19 protein-coding genes and 1 pseudogene are annotated in these 25,652 nt (G+C 58.9%); 13 read left to right on the forward strand and 7 right to left on the reverse strand.

All coding sequences use genetic code 11. The features are described 5' to 3' along the window. Position 1 precedes the first annotated feature (1 nt). Together RHIBR816_RS0130070 and RHIBR816_RS0130075 are read left to right on the forward strand one after the other, a co-directional pair. Positions 2–391: a hypothetical protein gene (locus tag RHIBR816_RS0130070; protein ID WP_245262771.1), complete on the forward strand. Its 390-nt coding sequence runs from the start codon at positions 2–4 to the stop codon at positions 389–391. Beyond that, entirely contained in the window at positions 388–1,911 is a 1,524-nt protein-coding gene (locus RHIBR816_RS0130075) for a GMC family oxidoreductase N-terminal domain-containing protein (protein WP_026187599.1), read from the forward strand. Before RHIBR816_RS0130070 ends, RHIBR816_RS0130075 begins: the two co-directional genes overlap by 4 nt. A gap of 90 nt (positions 1,912–2,001) precedes the next feature. On the opposite strand, the gene RHIBR816_RS0130080 is transcribed toward RHIBR816_RS0130075, so the two are convergent. The 3 genes from RHIBR816_RS0130080 to RHIBR816_RS0130090 are packed head-to-tail and all read right to left on the reverse strand — an operon-like array spanning position 2,002 to position 6,542. Then, a complete protein-coding gene (locus tag RHIBR816_RS0130080; protein WP_026187600.1) occupies positions 2,002–3,978 on the reverse strand; it encodes a hypothetical protein in 1,977 nt (658 codons plus the stop codon). 26 nt (positions 3,979–4,004) lie between these two features. Beyond that, positions 4,005–5,075 (reverse strand): NAD(P)-dependent oxidoreductase, encoded by a 1,071-nt coding sequence (locus tag RHIBR816_RS0130085; RefSeq protein ID WP_052522764.1) that lies wholly within the window; start codon positions 5,073–5,075, stop codon positions 4,005–4,007. A gap of 18 nt (positions 5,076–5,093) precedes the next feature. Beyond that, positions 5,094–6,542, reverse strand: a complete 1,449-nt coding sequence (locus tag RHIBR816_RS0130090) for a UbiA family prenyltransferase (protein WP_034817249.1) — start codon at positions 6,540–6,542, stop codon at positions 5,094–5,096. A gap of 939 nt (positions 6,543–7,481) precedes the next feature. Between RHIBR816_RS0130090 and RHIBR816_RS0130095 the strand changes: the two genes are divergently transcribed. The 4 genes from RHIBR816_RS0130095 to RHIBR816_RS0130110 all read left to right on the forward strand — a co-directional run bounded on the left by RHIBR816_RS0130095 (position 7,482) and on the right by RHIBR816_RS0130110 (position 11,741). Then, the gene (locus tag RHIBR816_RS0130095) at positions 7,482–8,777 is read left to right on the forward strand and encodes an extracellular solute-binding protein (protein ID WP_018240305.1); all 1,296 of its coding nucleotides are present in this window, start codon (positions 7,482–7,484) and stop codon (positions 8,775–8,777) included. A gap of 79 nt (positions 8,778–8,856) precedes the next feature. Next, positions 8,857–9,786, forward strand: coding sequence for a carbohydrate ABC transporter permease (locus RHIBR816_RS0130100; RefSeq protein WP_026187603.1), 930 nt, complete (start codon positions 8,857–8,859; stop codon positions 9,784–9,786). 11 nt (positions 9,787–9,797) lie between these two features. After that, complete coding sequence (locus RHIBR816_RS0130105; protein WP_018240307.1) at positions 9,798–10,631, forward strand: carbohydrate ABC transporter permease; 834 nt, start codon at positions 9,798–9,800, stop codon at positions 10,629–10,631. Between the two features lie 42 nt (positions 10,632–10,673). Beyond that, a complete protein-coding gene (locus RHIBR816_RS0130110; protein WP_018240308.1) occupies positions 10,674–11,741 on the forward strand; it encodes an ABC transporter ATP-binding protein in 1,068 nt (355 codons plus the stop codon). Positions 11,742–11,749: 8 nt separating this feature from the next. Here RHIBR816_RS0130110 and RHIBR816_RS0130115 read toward each other — a convergent pair whose 3' ends face one another. After that, a complete protein-coding gene (locus RHIBR816_RS0130115; protein WP_018240309.1) occupies positions 11,750–12,340 on the reverse strand; it encodes a phosphoenolpyruvate hydrolase family protein in 591 nt (196 codons plus the stop codon). Between the two features lie 129 nt (positions 12,341–12,469). Here RHIBR816_RS0130115 and RHIBR816_RS0130120 point away from each other — a divergent pair, with 129 nt between their 5' ends. From RHIBR816_RS0130120 to RHIBR816_RS0130140, 5 genes are read left to right on the forward strand one after another with little or no spacing between them, the layout of a single operon-like run. Then, positions 12,470–13,678, forward strand: coding sequence for a Tm-1-like ATP-binding domain-containing protein (locus tag RHIBR816_RS0130120; RefSeq protein ID WP_018240310.1), 1,209 nt, complete (start codon positions 12,470–12,472; stop codon positions 13,676–13,678). Further along, positions 13,668–14,525, forward strand: coding sequence for a phosphoenolpyruvate hydrolase family protein (locus RHIBR816_RS0130125; RefSeq protein ID WP_084811388.1), 858 nt, complete (start codon positions 13,668–13,670; stop codon positions 14,523–14,525). The genes RHIBR816_RS0130120 and RHIBR816_RS0130125 overlap by 11 nt, the downstream gene beginning before the upstream one ends. A 20-nt stretch (positions 14,526–14,545) precedes the next feature. Continuing rightward, the gene (locus RHIBR816_RS0130130) at positions 14,546–15,175 is read left to right on the forward strand and encodes a cupin domain-containing protein (RefSeq protein ID WP_018240312.1); all 630 of its coding nucleotides are present in this window, start codon (positions 14,546–14,548) and stop codon (positions 15,173–15,175) included. A 37-nt stretch (positions 15,176–15,212) separates the two neighbouring features. After that, positions 15,213–16,301, forward strand: coding sequence for a Gfo/Idh/MocA family protein (locus tag RHIBR816_RS0130135; RefSeq protein ID WP_018240313.1), 1,089 nt, complete (start codon positions 15,213–15,215; stop codon positions 16,299–16,301). A 19-nt stretch (positions 16,302–16,320) separates the two neighbouring features. After that, on the forward strand, positions 16,321–18,162 hold the full coding sequence (locus RHIBR816_RS0130140; protein ID WP_026187605.1) for a sigma-54-dependent Fis family transcriptional regulator: 1,842 nt from the start codon (positions 16,321–16,323) through the stop codon (positions 18,160–18,162). A gap of 708 nt (positions 18,163–18,870) precedes the next feature. On the opposite strand, the gene RHIBR816_RS0130145 is transcribed toward RHIBR816_RS0130140, so the two are convergent. Further along, positions 18,871–19,821: an IS481 family transposase gene (locus RHIBR816_RS0130145; protein ID WP_084811352.1), complete on the reverse strand. Its 951-nt coding sequence runs from the start codon at positions 19,819–19,821 to the stop codon at positions 18,871–18,873. 57 nt (positions 19,822–19,878) lie between these two features. Beyond that, a complete protein-coding gene (locus tag RHIBR816_RS0130150; protein ID WP_034817253.1) occupies positions 19,879–22,368 on the reverse strand; it encodes an EAL domain-containing protein in 2,490 nt (829 codons plus the stop codon). 1,233 nt (positions 22,369–23,601) lie between these two features. Here RHIBR816_RS0130150 and RHIBR816_RS0130155 point away from each other — a divergent pair. Both RHIBR816_RS0130155 and RHIBR816_RS0130160 read left to right on the forward strand, forming a co-directional pair. After that, entirely contained in the window at positions 23,602–24,390 is a 789-nt protein-coding gene (locus tag RHIBR816_RS0130155; protein WP_245262772.1) for a hypothetical protein, read from the forward strand. Then, the gene (locus RHIBR816_RS0130160) at positions 24,383–25,066 is read left to right on the forward strand and encodes an RES family NAD+ phosphorylase (protein ID WP_018240319.1); all 684 of its coding nucleotides are present in this window, start codon (positions 24,383–24,385) and stop codon (positions 25,064–25,066) included. The genes RHIBR816_RS0130155 and RHIBR816_RS0130160 overlap by 8 nt, the downstream gene beginning before the upstream one ends. Positions 25,067–25,195: 129 nt before the next feature. Here RHIBR816_RS0130160 and RHIBR816_RS38645 read toward each other — a convergent pair. Continuing rightward, positions 25,196–25,423 (reverse strand): annotated as a pseudogene (locus RHIBR816_RS38645) (hypothetical protein); the annotation flags it as partial. Positions 25,424–25,652 lie beyond the last annotated feature (229 nt).

Consider the following 25,652-nt stretch of genomic DNA (forward strand, 5'->3'; position numbering starts at 1 on the left):
AATGACGTTCGATCGAGTGATTGTTACAACGATGACGCCTTTCTGGCCACTACTCGACGGGGACGAAAAGGCAGCCGTAGTTACTGAGGTCGTCCGAGAGGTCACGCGTTCCCTTGCAGGTGCCCCCTTTCATATTCGCTTGGCGGTCAAAAGCCTTTCGATCTTCCTGAGCCTTGGCGTTGTGTTGATTACAGCCGGTGCAGGCGGTCCGCTGACACGCGCGAACCGCGCAGACAAGTTCTACCGTTTCCTGCAGAATTTGCCCGGTCCCCTCGGTTCCGTCCTGCGCCTTTACCGCTCGATGACGCTGCTTGCATTTTATGAGCAGACCCCCGTGGCGACAAAGCTGTTTTCCGCACGGCGTGCCCAGCACTCGAGGCGTTGCACATGAAAAGCAGTTTTTGTCGAACCAGCGAACGGCAGTTGGAAGCGGATGCGGTGATCATCGGCTCCGGTGCGGGCGGTGCCAGCGTTGCAGATGTACTGACAGCTGCCGGCTTGTGCGTGATCATGCTTGAAGAAGGCAAGCACGTTCCGGCGTCATCGGCTTCTCCTCTCGCAAGTGATGCATTCGCGGCAGCCTGGCGTAACGGCGGATTGACGGCCGCGATCGGGCAGCCCCCCATCGCTTATGCGGAAGGCCGCTGCGTTGGGGGAGGAACAGAAATCAACAGCGGTATCACCCAGCGAGCTGATGATGATCTCATTGATCAATGGCGCAAGCTTTACAAAATCGAGAACTTTACGCCGGACGAACTGGCGCAATACTACGAACGTGCGGAGACGGCGGTAAATGCAAGCTGGACCCCTGGTCCGCTCGGACGTGCCACCGGCATTCTCCAGCAGGGAGGTAAAGCGCTCGGCTGGGAAGTGTCGGAGCTGAAGCGGGGACAGCGTGGCTGCAAGGGCGCCAACCGGTGTTCTTTTGTTTGTCCGAGCCGCGCCAAGCAATCCATGGCGGTAACCCTTCTGCCAAAGGCGATGGGCCGTAGTATGCGACTTTATGCGCAAGCGCGTGTGGTCAAGATACACCTCGATAAAGGACGCGCTACAGAAGTCACCGCCCAGTCGCTGGATGCCGGCGGACAAGCCGTGCAATTGCGGGTAAAGGCGGGTTTGGTGTTTGTCTGCGCGGGAGCAATTCATACACCTGCGATTTTGCGCCGCTCTGGCCTGCGTAAACGCATTGGCAATACGCTGCGCGTTCATCCGACCATCAAAGCGACGGCCCTGTTTGATGACCCCGTTGATGCGCATCAGTCTCGCCTCCCGCTTGCAGCGGTCACCGAATTCATGCCGGAACAGCGCATCGGTGGGTCGGTGTTCACGCCGGCGGTCTTTGGCCTCTCGCTCGCGGAAGACTGGGCCAATCGCGGCGACCTTATGCAGCACTGGCGTTTTTGCGGCTCATATTACGGGATGATACGACCGCGCGGAGTTGGCTCGGTGAGATCTCTTTCCGGTATCAATGAACCGCTTGTCCGTTTCAAACTCGCCCCTGAGGACTGGATCGCTTTGGGCCAGGTTCTCACCCGCCTTGGCCAGGCCATGTTTGCGGCCAATGCCCGCAAGGTGTTCCCGAGCATATCCGGCCATGAGGGATGGACGAGCCCCGATCAGGCGCATGAATTCTGGCATAAGCCCCCGCCCAAACGGCGCAGCAATCTGTTGACCATACACCTGTTTTCCAGCTGCCCGCCCGGCGAAGATAGAGATGCCTGCGCCGTCGACAGTTACGGACGGGTGCGAGGCATCGAAAATCTTTTCGTCGCCGACGGCAGCCTCATCCCGGAGGCGCCGGGCATCAATCCCCAGATGACGATCATGGCCCTGGCATTCCGGGCTGCTGAAGCGGCACTCAGTCATTCCGCTCAAGAACGCGCCCGATCAGCCGCAAGAGAACGAAGTTAAAGCCATCGTGGTTGAGACCGAGACGGATTTTGAGGCCGGGTGAAGCATTACGGTCGGGAAACGTGGCGCGAACTCCGCGCCAAAGGCGCATTATCGATAAATGCGCCACGCGTCTTTCTCCTCGGAAACAAGCTTGTAAACGGAACTGTTGTCCAGCACTGGTTTGCCCCACAATCCATCTCTTGACGTGACGACAAGCGTCTTACAAAGATATTGCTCCTTCATGACTCTGAGCTGGTCCTCGGTAGCATTGCCCTTGAAAGCATCCACGAAAAACGCATAAGCGTCTGAAGCCTGCGTTGGCGTGAGTTGAGCAGCATAGGCGCGCAAAAAGCCCAGCGCCGTTGCACAATTCCGCCTTCGGGACAAAGTTGCCCAGGCGATGTTTCCTGGCATATGCGTTACACCTGCAAAATCAAGCGGGTTGTTGGCGACTGCTTCGTTTGATGGGGTTACTTGGCGGACGGCTGCCCACATCTCAGGCGCTGCCTTGAACGCTTTGCCCGTCTCTGTCTCAGGTCCTTCAACTCGAAATTTGAAATCGGCCAAATATACGGATTGGGCGCCAGCTACAATGGAAGGACCCAGCAATAGCATGGCGGTCATGGTGGTTAGACGCCCAACTGGCGTGCTTTTTCCCATTTGCGCGGAGAAAAGTGCAGCAGTCATCGCGGTCATAAGAAGTAGCGATGGAATGAGGACACGCCACCCTAAATCGTTATACATAATGACACTATGTAGGAACTGTGTGCATAATAGTGGCGCAAGCACTGCGGCAAATATCGCGCGGTCGATGTGTGCGTGTCCGATAGTGTCGTTTGAAAAGCTGGAGTAACTCCAGATGATGAATGATAAAAATACCATGCCAAATTCAAGAATCAGCAAAACAGCCCAAAATCCGGGAATGTCATAAAGCCAACTTCCACCAAGAAATATCGGGAAAACCCAGAACTCCACGGTCTTTCTGGTCTGTATTATGGAGGACTGTTCATAAACCAACACACCCGCGCAGAGTACGGCTGTGGCAACAGCGACCGAAAGTGAAAGGACAACTGCCAGCAGCCGCTTGGCCCTCAAAACATGCGGAACCGACAGCGCCCCCACAACAGGCAATATCAGAAGCAGCGAGAAGCCGCCCGCCCACATCGAGCTTCCAAAGGCAGAAGCCAACATCGCGCCCATAAATACTGCCAGAACCAGATCGCACCCGACGTCACAATAGAGAATTCGTAAATAGGCCAGGACAACAATCAAGGTCAGGGCTCCGGAAAATAGGTGCTGGGGCACCCATGCGGCCTGAATAATCCACGTTTGGAGTCCATGTTCGTGTGCCATCCATGTGTCGATCCACTTTCCGGAGACAAATCGCACGATTGACTTGAGCGAACCGGCGAGCAAGAGCGGGAGTATCCACCACGCGGCATTCGCGCTTCTGCTTCGGGCTACCGCCAGCCACGCTACGACAAACGTCGAGAACAGTGCCGTCAGGCCGGTAAGCGCAATGTCGGCCTCCCAGCCGCTCGCGCCTGTGACGACGGACGAACACGCGGCGATGAAGTGCCAGACGTAATAGTAAATAAGAGTGTAGGGAGTTCCGGCTTGGGAATAGAATGGATTGGCGGGAGGCAACCCGTTTTGAGCTATCTCATTTACGATGGCTATTTTCGCATGATCCCAGATCGGGTGCCCCACACCGACGCTTTCACCGTAATGCTGCGGAATGATCGCGAAAGTTGGCAAAAGACAGAGGAGAAATGAAACAGCAAACCAGGACAAGCCAGGACTGGTCGGCGAGCGAAAGAGCGGGTCGATGACGCCGTTCGCCAGCCGGAGTGCGACAGCGGAAAACGCAACGACGATCAGGATGAGATTGCTGGCGGTTAAAGGTAACAAGTGGAAAACGGAAACACCTGCAGCGCCGAATATTCCTAATCCGATGACCGGCGATATAAGCAGGCGCATCCGTATATTGCTTTCGAGGTACTTCGAAGCGGGCCATCCTATGGCATATCCTATGGCGCCTGAAACCAGTGCGCTGGAAATGACAGAAGATGTTTGTACCAGCACGTTGCCTCCGAATTCGTCGATGAGCGCTAGATCTTTTGGCCGTTCTTGAGGCACCAATCGATCGAAAATCGCATGCCTTCGCGTAACGCGATCCTGGGGGCGTAACCAAGCACCTTCCTGGCTTTGGTGATATCGCAGGCAATTGTCTTGTTCATTTCGGACAGAACATGTGCTTTCTGGAAATAGATGCCAGCATACTGGAGCGTCACATCGACCATAGTTGCGACATCGCCGACTATGCCAGGCAGCCGGAACTGGTTAGGCTTGACCGTCATGCGAAAATCTTCACGCAGTACTTGTCCGACGACCTCGACAATTTCATTCATGGTGTATGGAGTCTCGTCTGCAAGCCAGAAGATCTCCCCTGCGGCCCGCTCGTGAGCTGCGGCAAGAAGGATGCCTTGGGCGAGGTTGTCCGTGTAGCCCAAGGAGCGGCGGTTTCGCCCCGATCCAACGATGGGGAACCTGCCTTCCTTGATCATTTTGAAAAAGAGGGTTTGCCTCGGCGGCTGGTTGGGGCCGTAAAACCATGGCGCGCGGACGATGACGATTTGCATCGGGCCGCCAGCAGCAATTTCCGCACGCAGGGCTTTTTCCATCAGCATCTTGGAGCGGCCATAGCCGGCCGAAGGGTTATAGGGGCTTTCCTCCGTGAATCGGTGGTCCGGGTGTGGATTGCAGCCGATCGGCGAATTCGACGACATGACGACGGCGCGCTGCACACCTGCCCTTTGCGCTGCCGTAACAAGATTGATCGTGCCCTGTGTGTTAATCGCTTCAAACTGCGCAACCGTTTTGGGATGAATGACGCCTGCCATGTGGATCAATACGGCGCCCTGGGCGCCGGCCACGAATGCTCGGACAGATTTCATGTCCCGGATGTCGCCTGTCACGATCTCCAGTCCCTGTTCGCGCAGTTGCGATACGTCTTCTCCCGCAGGAACGAGCGCCCTTACAAGTAAGCCGCCGGCCGCGAGAAGCCCTGCTTCCGGCAAACCCCTCGTTAGCGCCGCCGCGACGCGCCTGCCCAACCAGCCGGAAGCTCCAGTCAGGAGAACGAGGGGTACATTCAGGGGTATCCGGTTCGTCGCTTTCATTCCGGCAAGCGCCTTACTTTACAAAGCCAGCCTAAACGCCAATACGATGACGGCGCCGATGAACAAGCTGGTCTTGTCCGTGAGCGCAAAGACGATAGGATCGTCGTGCAAATCCATGCGATGGCTCAAAAGCCAAATCCTTTGCAGCCATATGAAGACGCCCGCCGGCGCAACATAGAGCCATTCTGGGTGCTCATATGCTTGGGTTCCTCGGGCTTCGAGAGCAATGAAAAGCAGCATGATGACGATCGAAGCCGAGGCGGAAGCAACGCCATAGGCCAGGGTGAGCGGCCAATCCTCAGGCGAGTATCCGCGCCCTTTGATGGCGTCCTTCCCTTTTGAGCACGCGCGCATTGCTTCCACATGGCGCTTTGCCAGCGATAGCGACAAAAAGAGCATGGCTGAGAAGGACAAAAGCCAAGGCGAGAATGCCAGATCATTCAACACCTGGCCCATGACAATCCTCATCGTGAACAACACGCCGATGACCGTCACATCGAGCAACGCGTAACGCTTCAGTCGGAACGAATAGGCCAGTGTCAGCACCAGATAGACTGCGACAGCCAGTGCGAATTTTGGATGGAGAAGCAGGGCCACGCCAAAGCCCGTGGTCAGCATAAGTATGCTCGCGAAGAAGCCGCTCATGACACTGATTTTGCCTGCAGCAATCGCCCGGAAGCGCTTGGTCGCATGCGCCCGGTCCGCCTCCAGATCAGCCAGATCGTTGATGATATAGGTTGCCGAAGCAAACAAGCCGAAGGCGAAAAAGGCGACTACCGTTTTCAACACGGCATAGAAGTCACCCGCAAGGTGGCCGAGAAACAGGGGGACGAAAATCAGCACGTTTTTCGACCACTGGTGTATCCTGAGTTCAGACAGCCAATCCTTCACCCGGTTGCTTTTTTCGGGGCTAATCGTCCTGACCTCGACACCAGCCGCGCGGAGCTGGCGTGCGTATCTCACTCCGTTTCCAACCAGGACGGCTCCGGAAGCCGCCTCGAAGATGGGCAGGTCGGCGGCACTGTCGCCCGCATAGATGAAACCCTGAGGGAAGTTCGCCTGAAGCCACTTTAGTTTGTGACGACCCTTCAGGTTCGATGAGCCATTACTCCCCTTCGCGCCGTCGAACGTGCCGAGATAAGAAACGACATTGTCCGCTATGCTCTGGTCTGCTGCCGTCACGAGATAAATTTCGCGCCCGTCGGCTTTCGCGCCGCGGATCACTTCCAGTAACTCTTCACGGTAGGGAAGTGCCCGCCGCTCAATCGAACGGATGTTCGCCAGCGTTGCCTTCAGGGCCGCTCGACCCTTGAACCAGCTTGGAATTGCGCGAAGGAGCTGCTGCGGCGAATGAAAAAAGACTTCGAGCAAGTTCTCCTGAAGACTGTCGGTTTGTATCAGAGTGCCGTCCAAGTCACAAACCAAAGGCAGTTGACCATCAAAGCAGTCCAGATTGCGTATCTTCATCTCGTTCGACCGTTGCGGCTTCCTCAGAGAGGCAAACGTCCTCCAAGCGGACCTCCCTGTACGGCTCCAAAGTGCGGCCAGCATGTTTTGGGGAAGTGGTGAACTGACCGATCCGCGTTTTCTTGGGGAATGTGAGCGGACGCGGACCATGATGCTCTTCCCCTCTCTCCATCGAGCGCGATATCACTGATGAAATGGCCACAGGTCCGGCACCTCCAGCCGCATTGCGACAAACGGGGCATCAAGAACCGTGCCAACGTCGCGAAAAGCGTAGCTGAAGAGACATACTGTATATTGCTCAATGACCTGACGAGTGGCGGCGAAATGCTGTTGGACGGCCCTGTGTCGAGGATTCGACAAAATCGCGATATGTGTCGCATTTACCGTTGCGGGCAGACTAAGATTTGACTCAAGCGGCCGCGGCCAGGGCATCGTTTTGACGACTGCTAAAAGTCGAGGGCTGTCCTCAAACCAGCGGGCACGATCCCCATGAGCGTCCCTTAGGGACCGCAATGCTCTCGACTTCGCGAACCCGTCGTGATCGGACCCTCGACTGACCTGGCGGCGGTGAGCGGCGCCCAAATGAGAGCCGCACCAGCCCCGCAGGGGCGATGTCTGCCGGATGAAGCCGTGTCTTTGAGCTCGACTTCCTCCTTCAGCCGGTTCGGCATGAGGCTACGGTTGTGCCCATGCGGAGACGTGGGCCTCATGGGCCTCAGCGCCTTTTCAGCGCCCTGAATGCTGGGAGGTTTTCACCTCGATCAACGCGGCACCCGCATGACCTCGAATGCCAAGCGATCGCTCGCGCGCTTACTCAATATTACCCAGCAGATAGGCTCAGAGCCGTTGTACGCGTAATGCGGCTACCGTAGGTTTCCTATGTGGAGCAAGAGGAGAAGCGATCGGAGGGGTCGCGAATGCTCCGATACGGAGGAGAATATGAAACGTCGCACCTTTACCGTCGGCCTGGCGGCCCTGCCGTTCCTCGGCACCAGCCTCACCCGCGTTTTCGCACAAGCTGCCCCTGCTTCGCTCCCGAAAACCTATTCGGGGCAGAAGATCCGCGCTCTGGCCTCAACCGGCGCGGTGTGGGAGTCAATGGCAACCATCAGCCGGGAATTCACCGAGGCGACCGGCGTCGCGGTTGAATACGTCAATCTTTCCTACAATGAGCAGTACCAGAAGCTGATCCTCGATCTGACCAGCGGCGCGGCATCGTTCGACGTTTTCAATTTCGCTTATCAGTGGAAGTATGAGATCGAGCCTTATTCCGCCGATCTCGCGAACATCGCAACCGAAATCTCCGGCGCGCCGGACCTCGCCCTCGACGATTACCCCAAGCGCGCCTTGGACATCTACGGTCGCGTCAAAGACAAGCTTGTGGGTCTGCCGACGATCGGCGATGTCACCCTCTTCGTCTGGAACAAGGATGCCTACAAGGCTGCCGGACTGGACCCGGCCGTCGGACCGAAGACCTGGGACGAGGTCGCCGAGCGCGGTGCCAAGCTCGTCGGCAACGGCCAGTTCGGCTATGCCATGCCCGCAGGCAAGGGCATTCAGACGACGGTCACCTGGATCTTGATTTTCAAGTCGATGGGTGGCGAATATTTCGATGCCTCCGGCGCGCCGACCTTCGCCAGCGAAGCCGGCGTCAAGACAATGAAGTTCCTGGTCGAGAAACTGGCGCCGATCAGCCCGCCGGGCAATCTGACCTGGGATTTCCCGGAGATGTTCAACAGCCTCTCCACCGGTCAAGCCGGGCAATCGATGATGTGGCCCGGGGCGTTCGGCGATCTGCTCAATCCGAAAACGTCCCAGGTCCACGACAAGGTCGCCTGGTCGCCGACCCCACAGGCGTCACTGCTCGGTGGCTGGGCGATGGGCGTGAACGATGCCTCCCGTGCCAAGGACGCAGCCAAACTCTATGTTGCCTGGCTCACATCGCCTGACATCGTTCGTCGCATGGGCCTCATGGCCGGCGCTCCGGCCCGCATTTCGGCGCTTAAGGATCCGGAACTGGTCAAGCAGGCACCGAACCGGCCCGCGGTCCTTGCCGGCCTGCAGGGCGACGTTGCCGAATATCCCCCGATCAAGGAAGCCGAGCAGATCCACATCATGATCTATGATGAAGTGAATGCGGCGGTGGCGAAGATCAAGACCCCGGAACAGGCGGCCAGCGATCTCCAGGGCAAGGTGGAGTCCTTCATGCGGCGCCGCGGCTATCTCAAGACTTGAAGCCGCGCTTCCGCGAGGGGCAGGCGATCCTCCCCGCCTGCCCCTCCTTTTCAGAATGGCAATCTGCGGTGGTTACTTGATGACGATTTCACAGACAATTACCGGCGATCGAGCAACGCCCCGGCGTCGCCGCCGCATCCGTATGAGCTCGGTGTTCTGGTTTACACTACCGGCCGCGGCAATCATGCTGCTCGTGCTGGGCGTGCCGCTCGTCTATTCGCTCTACTACAGCTTCACGGGCTGGTCTCTCGTCATACCCGGCAGCGACCAGGACTTCATCGGGCTTCTCAACTACACCGACGTGCTCGGCAGCAGCGAGTTTTGGGCCGCAATCAGCGTGACGCTGATCTACGCTGTGGTGGCGGTCAGTCTGGAATGCGCCCTCGGCATCCTCTTCGCCATACTCCTGAACATGGAATTCTTCGGCAGGGGATTGTTCCGCTCCCTGATGCTGATCCCCATGGTGATCACCCCCGCGGTCGTCGGCATTTTCTGGAAGCTGCTCTATGAGCAGGATTCCGGCGTCTTCAACTATCTCCTCGGGACCGTTGGCTTCGAACCGGTGGCGTGGCTCAGTCTCACCTTTGCGCTCGCGTCGGTCATCATCATGGACGTTTGGCAGTCGACGCCATTCTTCACCCTGATCATTCTGGCCGGCCTGCAGTCGCTCGACCGGGATACGGTCAGCGCCGCGCAGGCAGACGGTGCCAATGCGCTTCAGGTCTTCCGCTATCTGACGTTACCGCACCTCGTCCCCTACATCATGATTGCAGCTGCGTTTCGCATTATCGGCGTTATGGCCGACTTCGACAAAATCTTCCTGTTGACGCTGGGCGGGCCTGGAAACGCCACGACGACGCTGAGCGTCTATGCCTACAACACAGGATTCAAAGTCTTCGACATTGGCCGAACCACCGCTATCTCCTGGATCTATGTCGTTTTCGTCCTTCTGGTCAGCGCTCCGCTGATATGGCGCCTGTTCCGCGGCGCCAGCGTCAACCGACATTAAGGAGGCCAGCTATGATCGCTGCAGCCATGGCCAATCGCTCCACCCGCAAGATGCTCCTGACACTCTTCTGGTGTGCGCTCGCCTTCGTTTATCTTTTTCCATACACATGGATGGTGCTGACCGGATTCCGGCATGGCGTCGATACGATCTCTGTGCCGCCACGCATCATCTTCCAGCCGACGCTCGATGGGTTCCGACACCTCTTTGAGGTGACCGGCTTCCAGAAATATCTCCTCAACAGTGCTGTGGTGACCATCGCGAGCGTCCTGCTGGTCATCGGCGTTTCGGCTCCCGCCTCTTATGCCCTTGCCCATCTCAGCAAGCGCAGCGGGGTCCTGCTGGTCGCAATTCTCGTCGCGCGGATCATCCCGGGCATCGCGATCGGTGTGCCGGTCTACCTGCTTGCGACCCGCCTGCATCAGCTCGATACCTACCAGGCGCTTGTCGTTATCAACGTCGCCGTCAACATCCCCTTTGCGATGTGGCTGATGCGCAGCTTCTTCATGGAGGTTCATCCGAGCCTGCGCGAGGCGGCGATCTCGGACGGCTGCAGTGAATGGCAGGTGTTTACGAAGATCATGTTGCCGCTTGTGCTTGGAGGAATGCTGGCCACCTCGGTGTTCGTGTTCATCGGAGTATGGAACGAGTTTCTGTTTGCGCTGATCCTGACCACCTCGGTCAGCCCAACGGCGCCGCTCGCAATGCTCGGCTTCAGGACCCAGTACGGTGTGCAATGGGATGCGGTGGGCGCTGCCGCGCTCCTGGTCTCGACGCCGGTGATCGTCTTCGCCTTCATCATGCAGCGTTATCTGGTGCAAGGCCTGACCATGGGATCCGTCAAATGACAGGCGTGGCTGAAAAATCTTCACAGAAAGGCCAAGCATACTATGACTGATGTGACTATCCACAATGTAACCAAGCGCTACGGCGCTCTGACCGTCATTCCTCAGCTTTCATTCAGGATCGAGGACGGGGAGTTTGTCGTGCTGGTCGGACCCTCGGGATGCGGCAAGTCCACCCTCTTGCGCATGCTGGCGGGGCTGGAGGAAATTTCCGGCGGCGAGCTCCTGATGGGAAAAGAAGTGATCAACGACCGTCCCGCAAAAGAGCGCGACATGGCGATCGTCTTCCAGAACTACGCGCTCTATCCCCATATGACGGTCGCCGAAAATATGGGATTTGCCCTGAAGCTGCGCAAACGGCCGCGGGCGGAGATCGACGAACGCGTCGGCAAAGCTGCGGCGATCCTCGGTCTCGGCAGTTTGCTCGACCGTTACCCACGCGCCCTTTCCGGCGGCCAGCGACAGCGGGTTGCAATGGGACGGGCGATCGTGCGCGATCCGCAAGTCTTCCTGTTCGATGAACCGCTCTCCAATCTCGACGCCAAGCTCAGGGTGCAGATGCGGGCCGAGATCAAGGCGTTGCACCAGAGGCTGAAGATTACCACCGTCTACGTGACGCACGATCAGATCGAGGCCATGACCATGGCCGACAAGATCGTGGTCATGAACGACGGGAGAGTGGAGCAGATGGGCACGCCCCTCGAACTCTATGATCGCCCGGCCAACATCTTCGTAGCCGGCTTTATCGGGTCGCCGGCGATGAACTTCCTACCCGCCAAGGTCGCGTCATCGGGCACTCCCGGCATGAAGACCCCCGAAGGCGTGGACCTGCCGATCAATGGCGGTATAACGCTCGCAGGACGGTCACAGGTGACCTACGGCATTCGGCCGGAGCACCTGCAGCTCGGTGAAACAGGCATCCCGGCGGAGGTCGTGGTGGTGGAGCCGACCGGCTCGGAAACGCAACTCTACCTCACCGTAGGAGGGCGCGACGTGGTCGCCGTCTTGCGGGACCGGGTCGACGTGCGGCCGGGCGAGAAAATCTGGCTCACGCCCAAATCCGGGTGCACGCACCTCTTCGATCCTGACACGGGGATGCGGATCACCGGCTGAAGTCGCGTTCACGCCCCGCCAACGGCGTCGGGAAGGCCAAATAGCCCTAGTCGGGTCTCATGCGCAAGCTCCGAGAGCTCGGCAAGCATGGCGTCATTCGCGTGCCGTGCCGCAATCAGTCCGCTGACGCCGATGGCGACGGCTTCCTGCGCCATGCCGAAACTGTCGACCAAGGCGAGTGCCGCGAACCCCTTCGCCACCGCCGCACGCAGCAGATTGATTTCGCTCGCCGCCCCGTATCCGAAGTCCTCGAGGCTGACGCGCATTTCGCCGTCGATTGCGGTCACGCTCGGAAAGTTGACGATGCCGGCGCAACCGGCGGTCTCAAGGGCCTTGAGGATGTCCGCGTGGCGGCGGAATGGATCGAGCGCCAGCACGCCTGCAAATATCTGGTTCGGGCGGGCAATGCCGCGCCTGAGTTCGGAGAGGAGTCGTCCGTTGGCGTCATGGATCGGAAGCAGCACGAGGCTGTCAAAGGCGCTGCCCCCCAGCCCTTCGCAAGAGGGGCAATAGACCGTGGCGGACTGAGGCGGCTCGTCTGAGATCTCGGCGAGATCCGTGACCATCTTGATCGGGCGAAGAGGGGAAGAAGAATGCATGTTGGACCTGCGAGATGATTACTCAATTCTACCCAAAACATCCGACTCCGCCAATTGATTTGCTGCAGGCGCGGCGACTATTTTGGTGAAGCGAGGAGGGCCGCCTAAAAGAATGACCGGAGGAGAACTATGAAAACAGTCTATGTGGTGGGTACCTGCGATACCAAGGGCAGTGAGCTGCGCTATCTCCGCGACCTTATTCGGAATGCGGGTTGTGACGTAGTTCTGGTCGACGTGTCCGTTTCGGAATTTCACGGCGAAGCCGCCGATGTCGACGTTCAGCCGTTGGAGGTGGCGCGTTTTCATCCGAACCCGCCGAAGGCCGAGGAACTCAAGGACCGAGGCAAGGCGGTCGCGGCGATGTCACAGGCCCTCGTCGAGTTCATTCGCTCGCGCGAGGACGTCGAGGGTATCATTGGTGCTGGCGGAACCGGCGGTACTGCTCTCATCGCCCCTGCCATGCGCGCTCTGCCGATCGGCACGCCGAAGGTGCTTGTTTCGACCGTCGCCTCCGGGAATGTTGCGCCCTATGTCGGGCCAACCGACATCTCCATGATGTATTCGGTGACGGACGTGTCGGGATTGAACCGCATCTCGCGGGTGGTCCTCGCCAACGCCGCCCACTCGATTGCCGGAATGGTGCTCAACAAGCCAACCGTCGCGTCGGATGAGCGGCCGGCGATCGGCCTGACGATGTTCGGTGTCACCACGCCCTGCGTCCAGGCAGTCACCCGGGCGTTGGAGTCAGAGTTTGACTGCCTGGTATTCCATGCCACCGGGACCGGCGGGCAATCTTTTGAGAAGCTCGCCGATTCCGGTCTGCTGGTCGGCGGGATCGATGTCTCCACCACGGAGGTCTGCGACTATCTCGTTGGCGGCGTCTTCCCATGTACCGCCGATCGCTTTGGTGCCTTCGCCCGGACCAAATTGCCCTATGTCGGCTCCTGCGGCGCGCTCGACATGGTCAATTTCGGGGCGATGGACACGGTCCCGATTGAGTTTCGCTCGCGCCGCCTGCATGTCCATAATCCCCAGGTCACGCTGATGCGGACGACCCCTGAGGAGTGCAACAGGATCGGCGAATGGATTGGCGAGCGGCTCAATCTTTGTGAGGGCCCGGTGCGCTTCCTGATGCCCGAACTGGGCGTCTCGGCGATCGATGCGCCCGGGCAACCCTTCCACGATCCCGAAGCCGATGCTGCTTTGTTCGCAGCTCTCGAACGCACAATCCGTCGCACTGGAAAGCGACAGCTGACGCGCATCCCTCTTCACATCAACCATCCGCAATTTGCGGAACTCCTTGTCACAAACTTGCATGAGGCCCTTCGTGAGCACTGATATTTCTGCCAAGCGTCCCACCCGTTCGGAGCTGCTCGAGCATTTCCAAAAGAAGATCCGCGCCGGCGAGCCGATCATCGGCGGCGGCGCCGGCACCGGCCTTTCCGCCAAGAGCGAGGAAGCCGGCGATATCGATCTCATCGTGATCTACAACTCGGGCCGCTATCGGATGGCCGGCCGGGGCTCGCTTGCCGGACTGCTCGCCTATGGCGACGCCAATCAGATCGTCGTCGACATGGCCTGCGAGGTCCTGCCGGTCGTGACGCGCACCCCGGTGCTTGCCGGCGTCAACGGCACGGATCCGTTCGTCGTCATGCCGGTCTTCCTGCGCCAGCTGAAGCAGATCGGCTTTGCCGGCGTGCAGAATTTCCCGACCGTTGGTCTGATAGACGGGCTCTTCCGCCAGAACCTCGAAGAAACCGGTATGAGCTATGCCCTGGAAGTTGAGATGATCGCCGAGGCGCATAAGCTGGATCTGCTGACGACGCCCTACGTGTTCAGCCCGGAAGATGCGGCGGCGATGACCAAGGCGGGGGCTGATATTCTGGTTTGCCATATGGGGCTGACGACGGGAGGAGCAATCGGTGCGCGTTCGGGCAAGTCGATGGAGGACTGCGTCGTTCTGATCAATCAATGCGTCAAGACGGCGAGAGAGATCCGCGACGACATCATCATCCTGTGCCATGGCGGTCCGATCGCCAATCCGGAGGACGCTCGCTTCATTCTCGATTCCTGCCCGGGATGCCACGGCTTCTACGGCGCAAGCAGCATGGAGCGGTTGCCGACCGAAGAGGCGATCAAGTCACAGACGCTCGCCTTCAAGGCAATCCGCCGCAAGACAGCCTGAGCCAGAAGGAAAGAGACAAGATGTCCGTCTTCAGAAGTGGAGATCAACCGCCAGCTTGGTGCGAACTCACCGGGTTCACGTTCGTTGATCTCGACGACCAGCCCGTGCCGATCGCAGTCGCCGCCGAAAGGCAGCGCGTGCTCGTCACGCGCGGATCGTGCCGCGTGACGAGCGCAAAGGGAGCGCAGGTGCTGAGCGAAGGCCAGTTCTTCGACATGGATGCGGCCGACGGTCCCTTCACCGCGGATGCCGGCGACGGCGCCGCACAGGTGCTCGTCTTTCATGGCAGGTGGGGCAAGGAACTTGGCGGGTGCGGGGTGTTCAAGCTCGCCCCCGACACGCCGGTTCCAGTCAAGGGCGATCCGGTCACCTATCCCAAGTCGACCAACTTCGATTCTCACTATCACGACTGCGACGAATACTGGGTGATCATCGAGGGGGCGGGCACCGTCGTCGTCGGAGCGCGCAGCTTCGAGGTCGACGTGGGTGACTGCGTCGCCATCGGCATGGGACACCATCATGATCTTTCCGAGGTTCGGGCCGACGTGAAGGGTGCCTATTTCGAGACGACGCTCGAAGGCAGGAAGCGCTTCGGTCACCTCTGGGAGCACACACACGGGCCTGCCGATGTTCGCCCGGAGCGGATTTAATCGATGTCGCAAGTTCCGACAATCGGAGATTTAATTGATGACATATAAGGTCCTGCATATCGGAGCCGGCGGTTTCGGAGAGCGCTGGTGCGATACGTTCCTGCCGCCGAACGTGGCAGACGGGACGATCGAGGTGGTCGGTCTCGTGGACATCGATGCCCAAGCGCTGGAGACCGGCCGCAAGCATCTCGGCTTGACGGCGGAACGGTGCTTCACCGCGGCCGCACAAGCCTTCCAGGCGGTAGATGCCGACTTCTGCACGATCGTTATCCCGCCCGCGCTGCACGAAGGGATCGTCGACCTGGCGCTTGCGCGCGGCATGCATATTTTGTCCGAGAAGCCGATCGCCGACACCATGGAGGCTTCTGTCCGTATCGCTGAAAAGGTAATGGCTGCGGACCGCAAAATGGGCGTGACGATGAGCCATCGGTACGATCAGGACAAGTCGACGCTAAGGGCGCTCGTCGGTGCGGACGCCATAGGCCGTGTTAATACGGTGTCATGTCGGTTCGCCGGCGACTTCCGCGTTTACGATTCCTGGGGGCGTTTTCGCCACGAAATGATGCATCCGATGCTCATCGAAGGTGCCGTACATCACCTGGATATCATGGCCGATCTCGCCGGGGCACCTTGTACGTCGATTTATGCCCGTACCTGGAAACCGGAATGGGCGGACTACAAAGGCGACACAGACGCCATAGTGTTGATGGATTTTGCCAACGGCGCTCGTGGCGTCTATGAAGGGTCGTCGGCACAAGCCACGGGCCTTAACGACTGGACATTCGAATATTTTCGAGTCGAAGGAGAAACCGGGACGGCCATCCTCGACCACCGCGAGATCGAGGTATTCCACCGTTACCCGATGCGACTTCGACAATCCAGCCGTCAGGGAAAAGGCCAGCAGGTGTCGCTGCTTCCTGGCCAGAAGTGGCAGAATACACTGCTGATCGAGGAATTCTGCCAGTGGCTCGACGGCGGCCCGCCGATGGCAACCAGCGTCTGGGATAACTTGCAGTCTGTCGCCCTGGTGTTTTCGGCGATCGAAAGCGCACGGCTGGGCCAGCCAGTGAGAGTACAGGAATTCCTCCAATCCTATCGCGAGAGGGCTTCGATTGAGCGTCAATAAGATGTAGGTTGGCCTGATAATGGCTGATCTGCTCGTTCACACTTCGGGGTCGCTTCCATCATCATCAGCTCGCGCACCCGCAAGAGCAGAGATCGTCGCGACGCTCAAATCTACCCTCGACAAGCCGAACACCACTCTCGTGGGCGCTGCAATCGGCACAGGATTGGCCGCCCAGGCTGCCTCGCGCGGTGGAGCAGACTTCATCCTCGCGCTGAATGCCGGGCGTTTGCGCAGCATGGGCGCCCCTTCCATTTTTTCCCTGCTCGCATTGCGAAGCAGCAACGACTTCGTCCTCGATTTCGCCCAATCGGAAATCCTGCCGCATGCCAAGGTCCCGGTGTTCTTCGGCGCCAGTGCCTTCGATCCCCGCTGCTCGATAGAGGCTGAACTGGAGAGAATTGCCGATGCCGGCTTCGGTGCGATCGTCAACTTCCCGACCGCCATCTTCCTTGATGGACGTTTTCGGGCTGACATCGAGCGAGCAGGGCTGGGATTCCAGCGTGAACTTGAAATGCTTCGTGCCGCCCAGAGAAGAAGCATGGCGACTCTCGCCTATGTTCGAACAGTGGCAGAGGCTCAGCAGGCCGCGGAGGCCGGTGTGGACATCATCAATCTCAATCTCGGCTGGAATGTCGGAGGAACCGTGGGGAGCCGCAGCGGGCTCAGCCTCACTCAAGCGGCCGAGTATGCCAAGATCGTCTTCCGTCGGATACGCAGCATTTCAGAGGATACTCTTTGTGTTCTGGAGGGCGGTCCCATCGTCAGCCCGGACCAAATGTACGAGGTATCGGCCGTGTCCAAAGCGGACGGATACATCGGCGGCTCTACCATTGATCGTGTGCCGCTCGAGGCCTCGATGGAGCAGATTACGTCCGCCTTCAAATCTGTCGGCACGTTGCAAAAGCGGATCGATGAACTGGAGCGCCAGCTCGAACATGTGCAGCGCGAATACTCAATCGTCGGTCGGTCACCGTCTATCCAGCAAATCAAGCAACGAATCGAAAAGCTCGCGGCGTCTCCGCTACCGGTTCTGATCACCGGGGGAGCCGGAACAGGCAAGAAGCTTCTGGCACGGGCCATCCAGGAAGCCGCCAGACGTCCCGGGAGCAAACTGATCAGCGCGAGCACCGCGGACGCCAGTGGAGAATCGCTGTTCGGCTTGGCCCCGAGCGACGGCGGTCGAAAGATGCTTGGGCTGCTTGCCTACCAGCCCAAGGCAACCCTGCTGGTCGAGAATGTCGAATGCCTGTGCGTCGATGCCCAGAAACGGCTGATGGAAGTCATCGAGACAGGGGTCTACCGGCGTCTCGGCGATAACGACAGAGGGCGGTTCGAGGGTCGCTTGATCCTGACATCGACGCGGCCGCTCTCTGAGCTCGACTCAAGCGGACAACTCATTCCTTCGCTGGAGTCGCGCCTGTCCCCCGGACACGTCTTCCTTCCCAATTTGCGCGATCGCCTCGAAGACCTTCCCCTCCTTGCCGAGCATTTCCTCCAGGCGCTCAGAAAGGATCGTCGCAGCCGAAAGCTGTCGGTGGATCACTCGGCCTATCGTGTTCTCATGACCTATGGCTGGCCCGAGAACATCCGTGAGCTGCGATCCGTGCTTGAAACTGCCGCCATTCGCTGCGAAGGCGACTGGATCAAGGCCGAGCATCTGCCGCCCTTGGGCGACGCCGACGCGCCGCAGCCGCATGCCGGAGACGAACGGGAATGGATTCTCGACGCGCTTCACCGCCATCGCTTCCGCCGCGGAGAAACGGCGCGTTATCTCGGAGTTTCGCGTAAGACGCTGTACAACAAGATGCGTGCTTATGGACTGCCATTGCAGCCACGGGAGAACCCACAGGAGCCTTTGTAGCTGCTGAGCGCCCCTATGCGGCGCAGGACCGGGCGCGTACGACGTCGAGTCTTTGATTTGGCCGTTCAAATTCGTCGATGGGTTTAGGGATATCGCGGACTCAATTTTTGCCGGGTGTTCATCACGACGTCTCGACCTTTGAAAGATCGTGCCTTCGGTGGATAGCGCTTGGCAGTCGCGCTACCGAGATTGCCTTCTTGACGGCATAAGCGAAGCCGAAATCCGTTTATGTCTGGACCGACGCTTGTCTCCCTCGGTGCGACCTCAATGCAGGATGTGCGTGAGATAGCGCACAGAAAGTGCGGCGTCCTTCGAGAGGTTGGAGGACGCCGCTGCTTTTGCCTTGTCCGCTGAGGTGAGGGCGACGAACACAAACTCCGGCGTTCTGAATTGGTTCCAACGCTGCTTGATCGAGATCGCCAGCCTCTTATCAGTCCTGAGGATGCAGGCTCGGAAACCCTACGATTCGCTGTGTGGGTAGAAAATACCCAAACGCCACCGACGGTCTCGTCATCGGCAGCTAGCCTGCCGTGAGCTAGATTCCTGTTGCAGTGCGTTTTCCTATTGTCGGACGGCCCCTTGAATTCGAACGCTCGGGCGCGAAGCCTCCCTGTTGTCGTGGCAGCAGTGGAGGCTTTTCTCTCTGCACTGCCAAGACGAACAAGGCCGAACAGAGAGCCACCTTCGGCAGTCGGTCGGGCAAATGGGCTAGGTGTTCAGTCCCGGCATTTGATGGATTGGGTTTAACCTGAATCTTTTTGGCTCGGATGTCCACTGCTTGCAGATGAACTCGTAGGGCGTGAGGCCCTTGAGCGTCTTCAATCTTCGCCCGAAGTTGTAGGCGTCGATGAAGTTGGCAAGATGCTTTTGCAGTTGCGCGTGATCGTCGTAGTGGAAGCGCTTGACGGTGGCTTCCTTGATGGTGCGGTTCATCCGCTCGACCTGTCCGTTGGTCCAGGGGTGCTTCACCTTGGTCAGACGATGCTCAATATCGTTCTCGTCGCAGACCCGATCGAAGATGTGATGGAAGGCGTGTAGGTCACAGGCCCGATTGGTGAACTGAATGCCATTATCGGTCAGGATGGTATGGATGGTGTAGGGCACCGCCGCTATCAGATTGCGCAGGAACTGGGCGGCGTTCATCTTGCCGGCTTTGGTATAGAGCTCAGCGAAGGCGAACTTGGATGTTCGGTCAATTGCCACAAAGAGATAGAGCTTGCCCTCAGCCGTCTGCACCTCGGCAATATCGATATGGAAGTAGCCAATCGGGTAGCTCTTGAACTTCTTTTTCGGCTCCTTATCGCCTTCAACATCAGGCAGGCGAGAAATGCCGTGACGTTGCAAGCATCGATGCAAAGATGAACGCGTCAGATGCGGGATTGTCGGCTGGAGCGCATAGAGGCAATCGTCCAGAGGCAGTAACGTGTGCCTGCGGAAGGCGACAATGACGGCTTCCTCCTCCATTGAAAGTATCGTCGAGTGCGGCTCTTTCGGACCCGTCGGCAGGTCGGCCAACGATGTCCGTTTCTTCCACTTGGCTACTGTCTTTTGATTGATCCCATAACGCTTCGAAAGCGTTCTCAGGCTCTCTTCACTATTTTGTATTGCTCGACGGATTGCCTCTGTCGTCGTGGCGCTCCCGTGTAGAACCTGGCCCATAGTGCTTCCCTCCACTCCAAGGAAAATGATGCACCATTAAAACCCGGGATCAAACAGCTAGGGCGAGGTTTTGTCCTGCCATGACTGCATAAGCTCCAGTAACTGTGCAGCGGGCAGGGGGCGTGCGAAGAGGTAACCTTGCGCCTCATCGAAGCCTTCGGCCTTGATAATCTCGAGCTGGTCTGCAGTCTCCACGCCTTCGACGGTTGTTGTGATTCCCAGCGTGCGCCCAATTCCGGCAACCGCCCTGAGGATCGCCAGCGATTCCTTTCCGGCCGGCAAGTCGAAAATGAAGCTGCGGTCGACCTTTATCTTGTCGAAGGGAAAGGTTCTCAGATAACTCAGTGACGAAAAGCCGGTCCCGAAATCGTCCAGCGCTATCTTCACGCCAAGGCGCCGGATCTCCTGAAGGGCATGCAGGTTGCCATCGCTTTCATCGAGCAACACCGACTCGGTTATCTCGAGCTGCAAGCGTGAGGCGTCAAGGCTGGCTGCGCTAAGGATGTCGCGGACGGAGGAGGCGAGCTGCCGGTTTCTAAATTGCAGTGGAGAAAGGTTTACCGCGACACCGAGATGGGCGGGCCACTTGGCTGCCTCCGTACATGCCTCACGCAGAATCCATTCTCCGAGCGGAACAATGAGGCCGGTTTCCTCGGCAACCGGTATGAACTCTGCCGGAGACACCGGCCCTCGTTCCGGATGCTTCCAGCGGACCAGCGCCTCACAGGTCGAGATCCGGCCTGTGTGGAGGTTGACCAGCGGCTGGTAGTGAACTTCCAGCTCGGCATTTGCGAGCGCGCGCCGAAGCAAAACCTTCATCTGTTGTTTTGCCTGGAGATGTTCGTCCATCCCCGACTCATACTCTACATATGTGCCGCGGCCACCGGCTTTGGCCTGATCAAGCGCAATATCGGCAGCCTGGATAAGCTCGTCGACCGAATGGCCACCCTTGGGAGCAGCCGCAAGCCCGACAAACACTCCAAGATCGACATGCGTTCCTGGGAGCTCATACGGCACTTCAACGACATCGATAAGCTGCTGAGCAAGGTTGCGCGCTTCGTCATTGCTCTTGATGCCGGTGCGCAAGACGACGAATTCGTCGCCTCCCAGCCGGCAGAGGATGTCGGATTGCTTGACACAATTGCGCAGCCGCTCGGCGACACGGCGCAGCAGCAGGTCGCCGCTGGCTCGACCATAGGCGTCATTGATCGCCTTGAAGCCATCGAGATCAAGGCAGAGAATTGCCATTTTCGTGCCCGGCACGATGTTGCCCGAAAAGCGTTCGAACTCCTCGCGGAGAAATTGACGATTCGGCAATCCCGTCAATGCATCGTGTCGTGCCATGTGGTGCATTTGTTTTTGCGCCAGCAGTCGTTCTTCTTCCGCGTTGCGGCGGTCGGTGATGTCGAGCGCAATGCCAACATAGCCGAGGAGCCGCTCGTCGGAGGCAAAGCGTGGCTGCCCGAGATCGATGACCCAAGCCCAACTGCCGTCGGAACGCCGGAGACGATATTCCACCTGGACGGGTTTTCGGACGCGCATCGCCGCGTCAAATCCTGCTTCAACCTTTTGACGGTGGTCCGGATGAACTGCATCGGCCCACCCAAGACCTCGGGACTGCTCGGCGGTCTGGCCGGTCGTTTCGAGCCAAAGACGACTGTGGTACGTGGCAGCGCCGCTTTCATCGGTTACCCAAATCATCACCGGCGCGTCGTCCGCGATTGCCCTGAAACGGGCCTCGCTCTCCTTGGCGGCCTCCAAGGCTCTTCGGCGATCATCGACATCTTCCAGGATCCCGTACCACCGGACGATCGTGCCGTCGCGCGCCTTTCGTGCAGCCGCACGACTGCGAAACCAACGGTAGCCTCCGTCGGCGGTCGCCAGCCGGAATTCGATATCCAGCGGGTCGCCGGTTGAAAGCGATCTCGACCACAGCCGCTCCACGGTCTCAAGATCATCGGGATGCACCGCCTTCGCCCGCTCTGTGCCGAGCGCATCGGTAGCCTCGAAGCCGGTGATCTCTTTCCAGCGCGGACCGAGTTCGAGAACCTCTCCGGATCGATCGGCGGTCCATGGGACCTGGGGATGGAGTTCGATCAACGACCGATAATGCTCTTCACTGGCCCGGAGCTCCGCCTCTGCCTTACGGCATGCGGTCACATCCAGGATCGTCACCACGAGCAGCCTCTCCTTCGAGCCGCCCCTGGCGAGGTCGACGCGACGTTTCTGTGTCACAAGGCTTTTGACGGTTCCGTCGGCTACAGTGATGTCTTCCTCAAAAGAGAGCTCCTCCCCCGCCTCAAGAACCTGTTTGTCCATCTCACGAATGCGATCGGCCTCTGCCGCCGGCAGAATGTCGCAATCCGTGCGGCCGATAAGATCACTGCGCGCTCTCCCGACAAGTGCACATGCGGCATCGTTTAAGAAGCGGAAGCGAGAAAGCTCGTCCTTAATGATAATCGGTTGGGGAACGGCGTCGAGGATCACTTCGAGCTCTTGAGCGAACGGCGCAAACGGCTCCAATGACCTGAGTTGTGTTTTTTCCATCGTGCTTCGAACGGTCCATTCTGGGAAGAAATTTAGCGACAGCGGCTCTGTAGCCGCCCCGGTCGGGTCTCAACCATTTCCACCCATCGGCGTGTAGTCAACACTCTGCGGTAGCAATTGTGAACAAAAAGTGAGCGATCGTGCCATTTGGAAACACGGCCGCCCGAGGCTCCCCGACTGGCAAATCCGGTACGAGCCGCATCACAAGAGACCGCGCGATGTCGGCTGGCGACTTTGGGCCCCTAGAAGAAAACTTCCGGCGCGCCACCGTTTTCCACTCCGCCCTTTGGGCGAAGCGAACAGCGGATGCCTGAACGGGCTCACTCAAATCGCCTGGAGAAAGCCGGAGCCTGTGGAAAACGGGAGTCGGGCGGCTGCCGCTCCTATTCACGAGCAGCACTTCGCCTGCGATCTGCTGCTCGCGTCTACTAGCTGTCAGAACCGCTCAGAGCACAGATTGCACTGACTGCTACCGAAGCCGAGGCCGCAGCCCGCTGTCCGCACAGCCTGGACGTCAAAGCAAAAAGCGGGGCGCTCCGTCTGCTCGCCCATGCCAAAGTCCTTGACCCATCAGAATTGGATAGCCTGCCAAATCAGGCGCTTCCAGCATCGCCTCCCAGCTGCACGACATGCCGCCATTTACCTTATTTAACAATTGCGAAATCCTGAGTTAACCGCGGGCATGACACTACCGGCCAACTTTTACCAACCGCTGACAGCCGATGAGATCAGCGTGCCGCCGAAAATGGGCTCAAACTCATGCTTAGCACTGCTCCTCGAGACCGCGTTCACTCGACCTACCTATCTCGCCTCGCCGCTGATCTCGCATGCGCACTCGTGAAAAGGTGTCCCACCCGGACCCGTTGTCCACGGCCTCGCCGTCGTCCCGCCCGCTGTCGCCACCAGTTGGAGCGCCAGCGTGATTTTTCCGTAGAAAATAGAGGTGGCCGTGAGCGCCCCGGTTCGCGCTGCCGGCCCTGCCGTGAACGGAAACTCGTCTTGCCCCAGCCGACCGAACGGATTTCCCGCTGGAGAAAATCAACTCTTTCACCTTCGTTCGGAATTTCAGCTCACTCTCCTCCTCGCGTTACGAAGCCATTTCCGCTGAAGGTCCGGCCCGAACAAGGGGCCGCGCCCCGCAGCCATCTACGGTTTCGCGGCGGCCACAGCGGGCGACCAAGCAAGTGCCGTGGTGGTGAGGGGGCGTTTGGTTCGAGCAGCGTGAACCGCGTCTTGACCTTGCTCAAGTTGGCAGGTCTGGCGGACAACCTCATCAGCCTTGATGATTCTGATTATCATGTTACATATATAACTATGATAATCGCATCGGGAGATATCTCCATGGTCGCTGCCAACAAAACCGCCGAATTCTCTCGCGTTGGGACACTCACGGGAACCCCGGAGCAGGTCCGAACCGGGCTCGGCCGTCTAAAGGCCGAACAGGTTGTCGCGCTGACAATGGAGCACGGCAGCGAGTCCGCCGCCAAGGCTTTCGCTCAGACGGTCGCTGGCCTCGCTCCCTTGATCGGTGCCATTCTCAAGCGCCGGCAAGACGAGACCTTCAATACGATCATTGAGGCACTCGTGCCGGAGGTTCCTCCGCCACATCATAGGCTCCTCGAGGCGCGCATGGTGGCGGACGCGCGTAAGGCGGTGCTGGAAAGTGGTGACTGGCTGACAGCAGCCGAAGTCGCGAAGGTGGCTGGCTTCAGCGCCAGCAATCCCAGCGCCCAGCCGAACAAATGGAAGAAGGAGGGGCAAGTCTTTGCTGTGCGGCATCGCGGCGTCGATTACTTCCCGGGATACGCGCTGGATCCCTCGACCGACTTCCGGCCAGTGAAGGCTTTGGGAAAGGTGCTCGACGCATTCCGGGGAAAGAAGGACGATTGGAGACTCGCCTACTGGTTTGCCTCGGTCAACAGCTTCCTCGGCGGAAAGAGGCCGCAGGATCTCCTTATCAGCGAGCCCGAACGCGTCGTTGCCGCTGCCGAAGACGAGGCAGCTGGCATCCTCCATGGCTGACAGGAAGTCGCGAACGAAACGTCCGCCTGTCTCGGGCACAACCGTCCCCGAGCCTAAGAACGACCTTGGCACACTGATCAAGACGATGACTTGGCCTGCTGGCCAGGTCATTCACCGAATCCACCTCAGCCTCTATGGTGGGAGTGCTTTCAATCCGGGTATTATGGGGAACGCCCGGTTCAGTCCAATTCAAAACGCGGCCGGCGCAAGCATTCCCACGCTTTACGGTGGAACGACCTTCGACTGCGCCGCGATGGAGACGGTGTTCCACGACGTGCCGGTCGCACCGGGGCTGAAGACGTTCGATCAGGCCAAGCTTGCCGACCAGGTTTATTCGACGGTGACGCCCAGACGGGACGTGGTGCTGGCCGACCTGAGCTCGACTGCGCTGAGGTCGCTTGGACTGCGCCGCAGCGAACTCATTGATACCGAAAAGGACCAGTACCCTGGCACGCGGAAGTGGGCGGAGGCCATTCACAAGCAGTGCCAGGCTATTGAAGGCTTGTGCTGGGTTTCCCGCCAGGACGATCGTGCGCGCGCAGTTGTCCTCTTCGGTGATCGCATTCCGGCAAGCCACCTCGCGCTTGCGGGTGCCACGCGAAGTATTGTCGATGAGATCGAGCTTTTCTCTGACCTGCTGACCCTCGCCGAGCGCATCGGCGTCAACGTCGTTTAGTCTAGACGCTCGGCCAAAGCACAGAAGCTGTATGTTACGGGGAGTGGATGGGTGGCCTCGTCTGACGGCGTCCGTCTGACGGGCGAGAGGGCCCCAGTGCATGATAGGGACACGCCTATACGGTAGCGACTATCTGCGCAGGCTTTGGATCCCGAGTTCGCTCCACATCCATCGGAAATCGTACGTTGCCATAGGATCGGCAGGATCTGGCTGTTTTGCCGACCGATTCTCGAGGTACTTAAGCCACTCAGCCGTCTTTTCACGACCTTTTGCGGTCTTGACGGCCTCGCGGGGAGAGACGTTTCCCAGCATTCCAACTGGCTGATCGAGCGTGGCCCGATATTGCTTGTCGAGCAAGCATGCGAGATAGCGCCCACGGCCGACAGCGTTTCCCAAGGAGTGCCTTTACCGCAATCACGCCTAATCCGTCCGCAATCTTCGACGGTGTCGGACATACGACATATACGACATAGCGAAGTTTGAGCTTTCATGTTGTTTTAGAACAGTTTTCCGTTGGCACGCTGCGTGCATCTTCGTTCGCGAACGGATATCGGCACCAAGAGAACGACGCAGTCAAGGGCGCGCT

This window comes from Ensifer sp. BR816, from assembly GCF_000378985.1.
GTDB lineage: Bacteria > Pseudomonadota > Alphaproteobacteria > Rhizobiales > Rhizobiaceae > Sinorhizobium.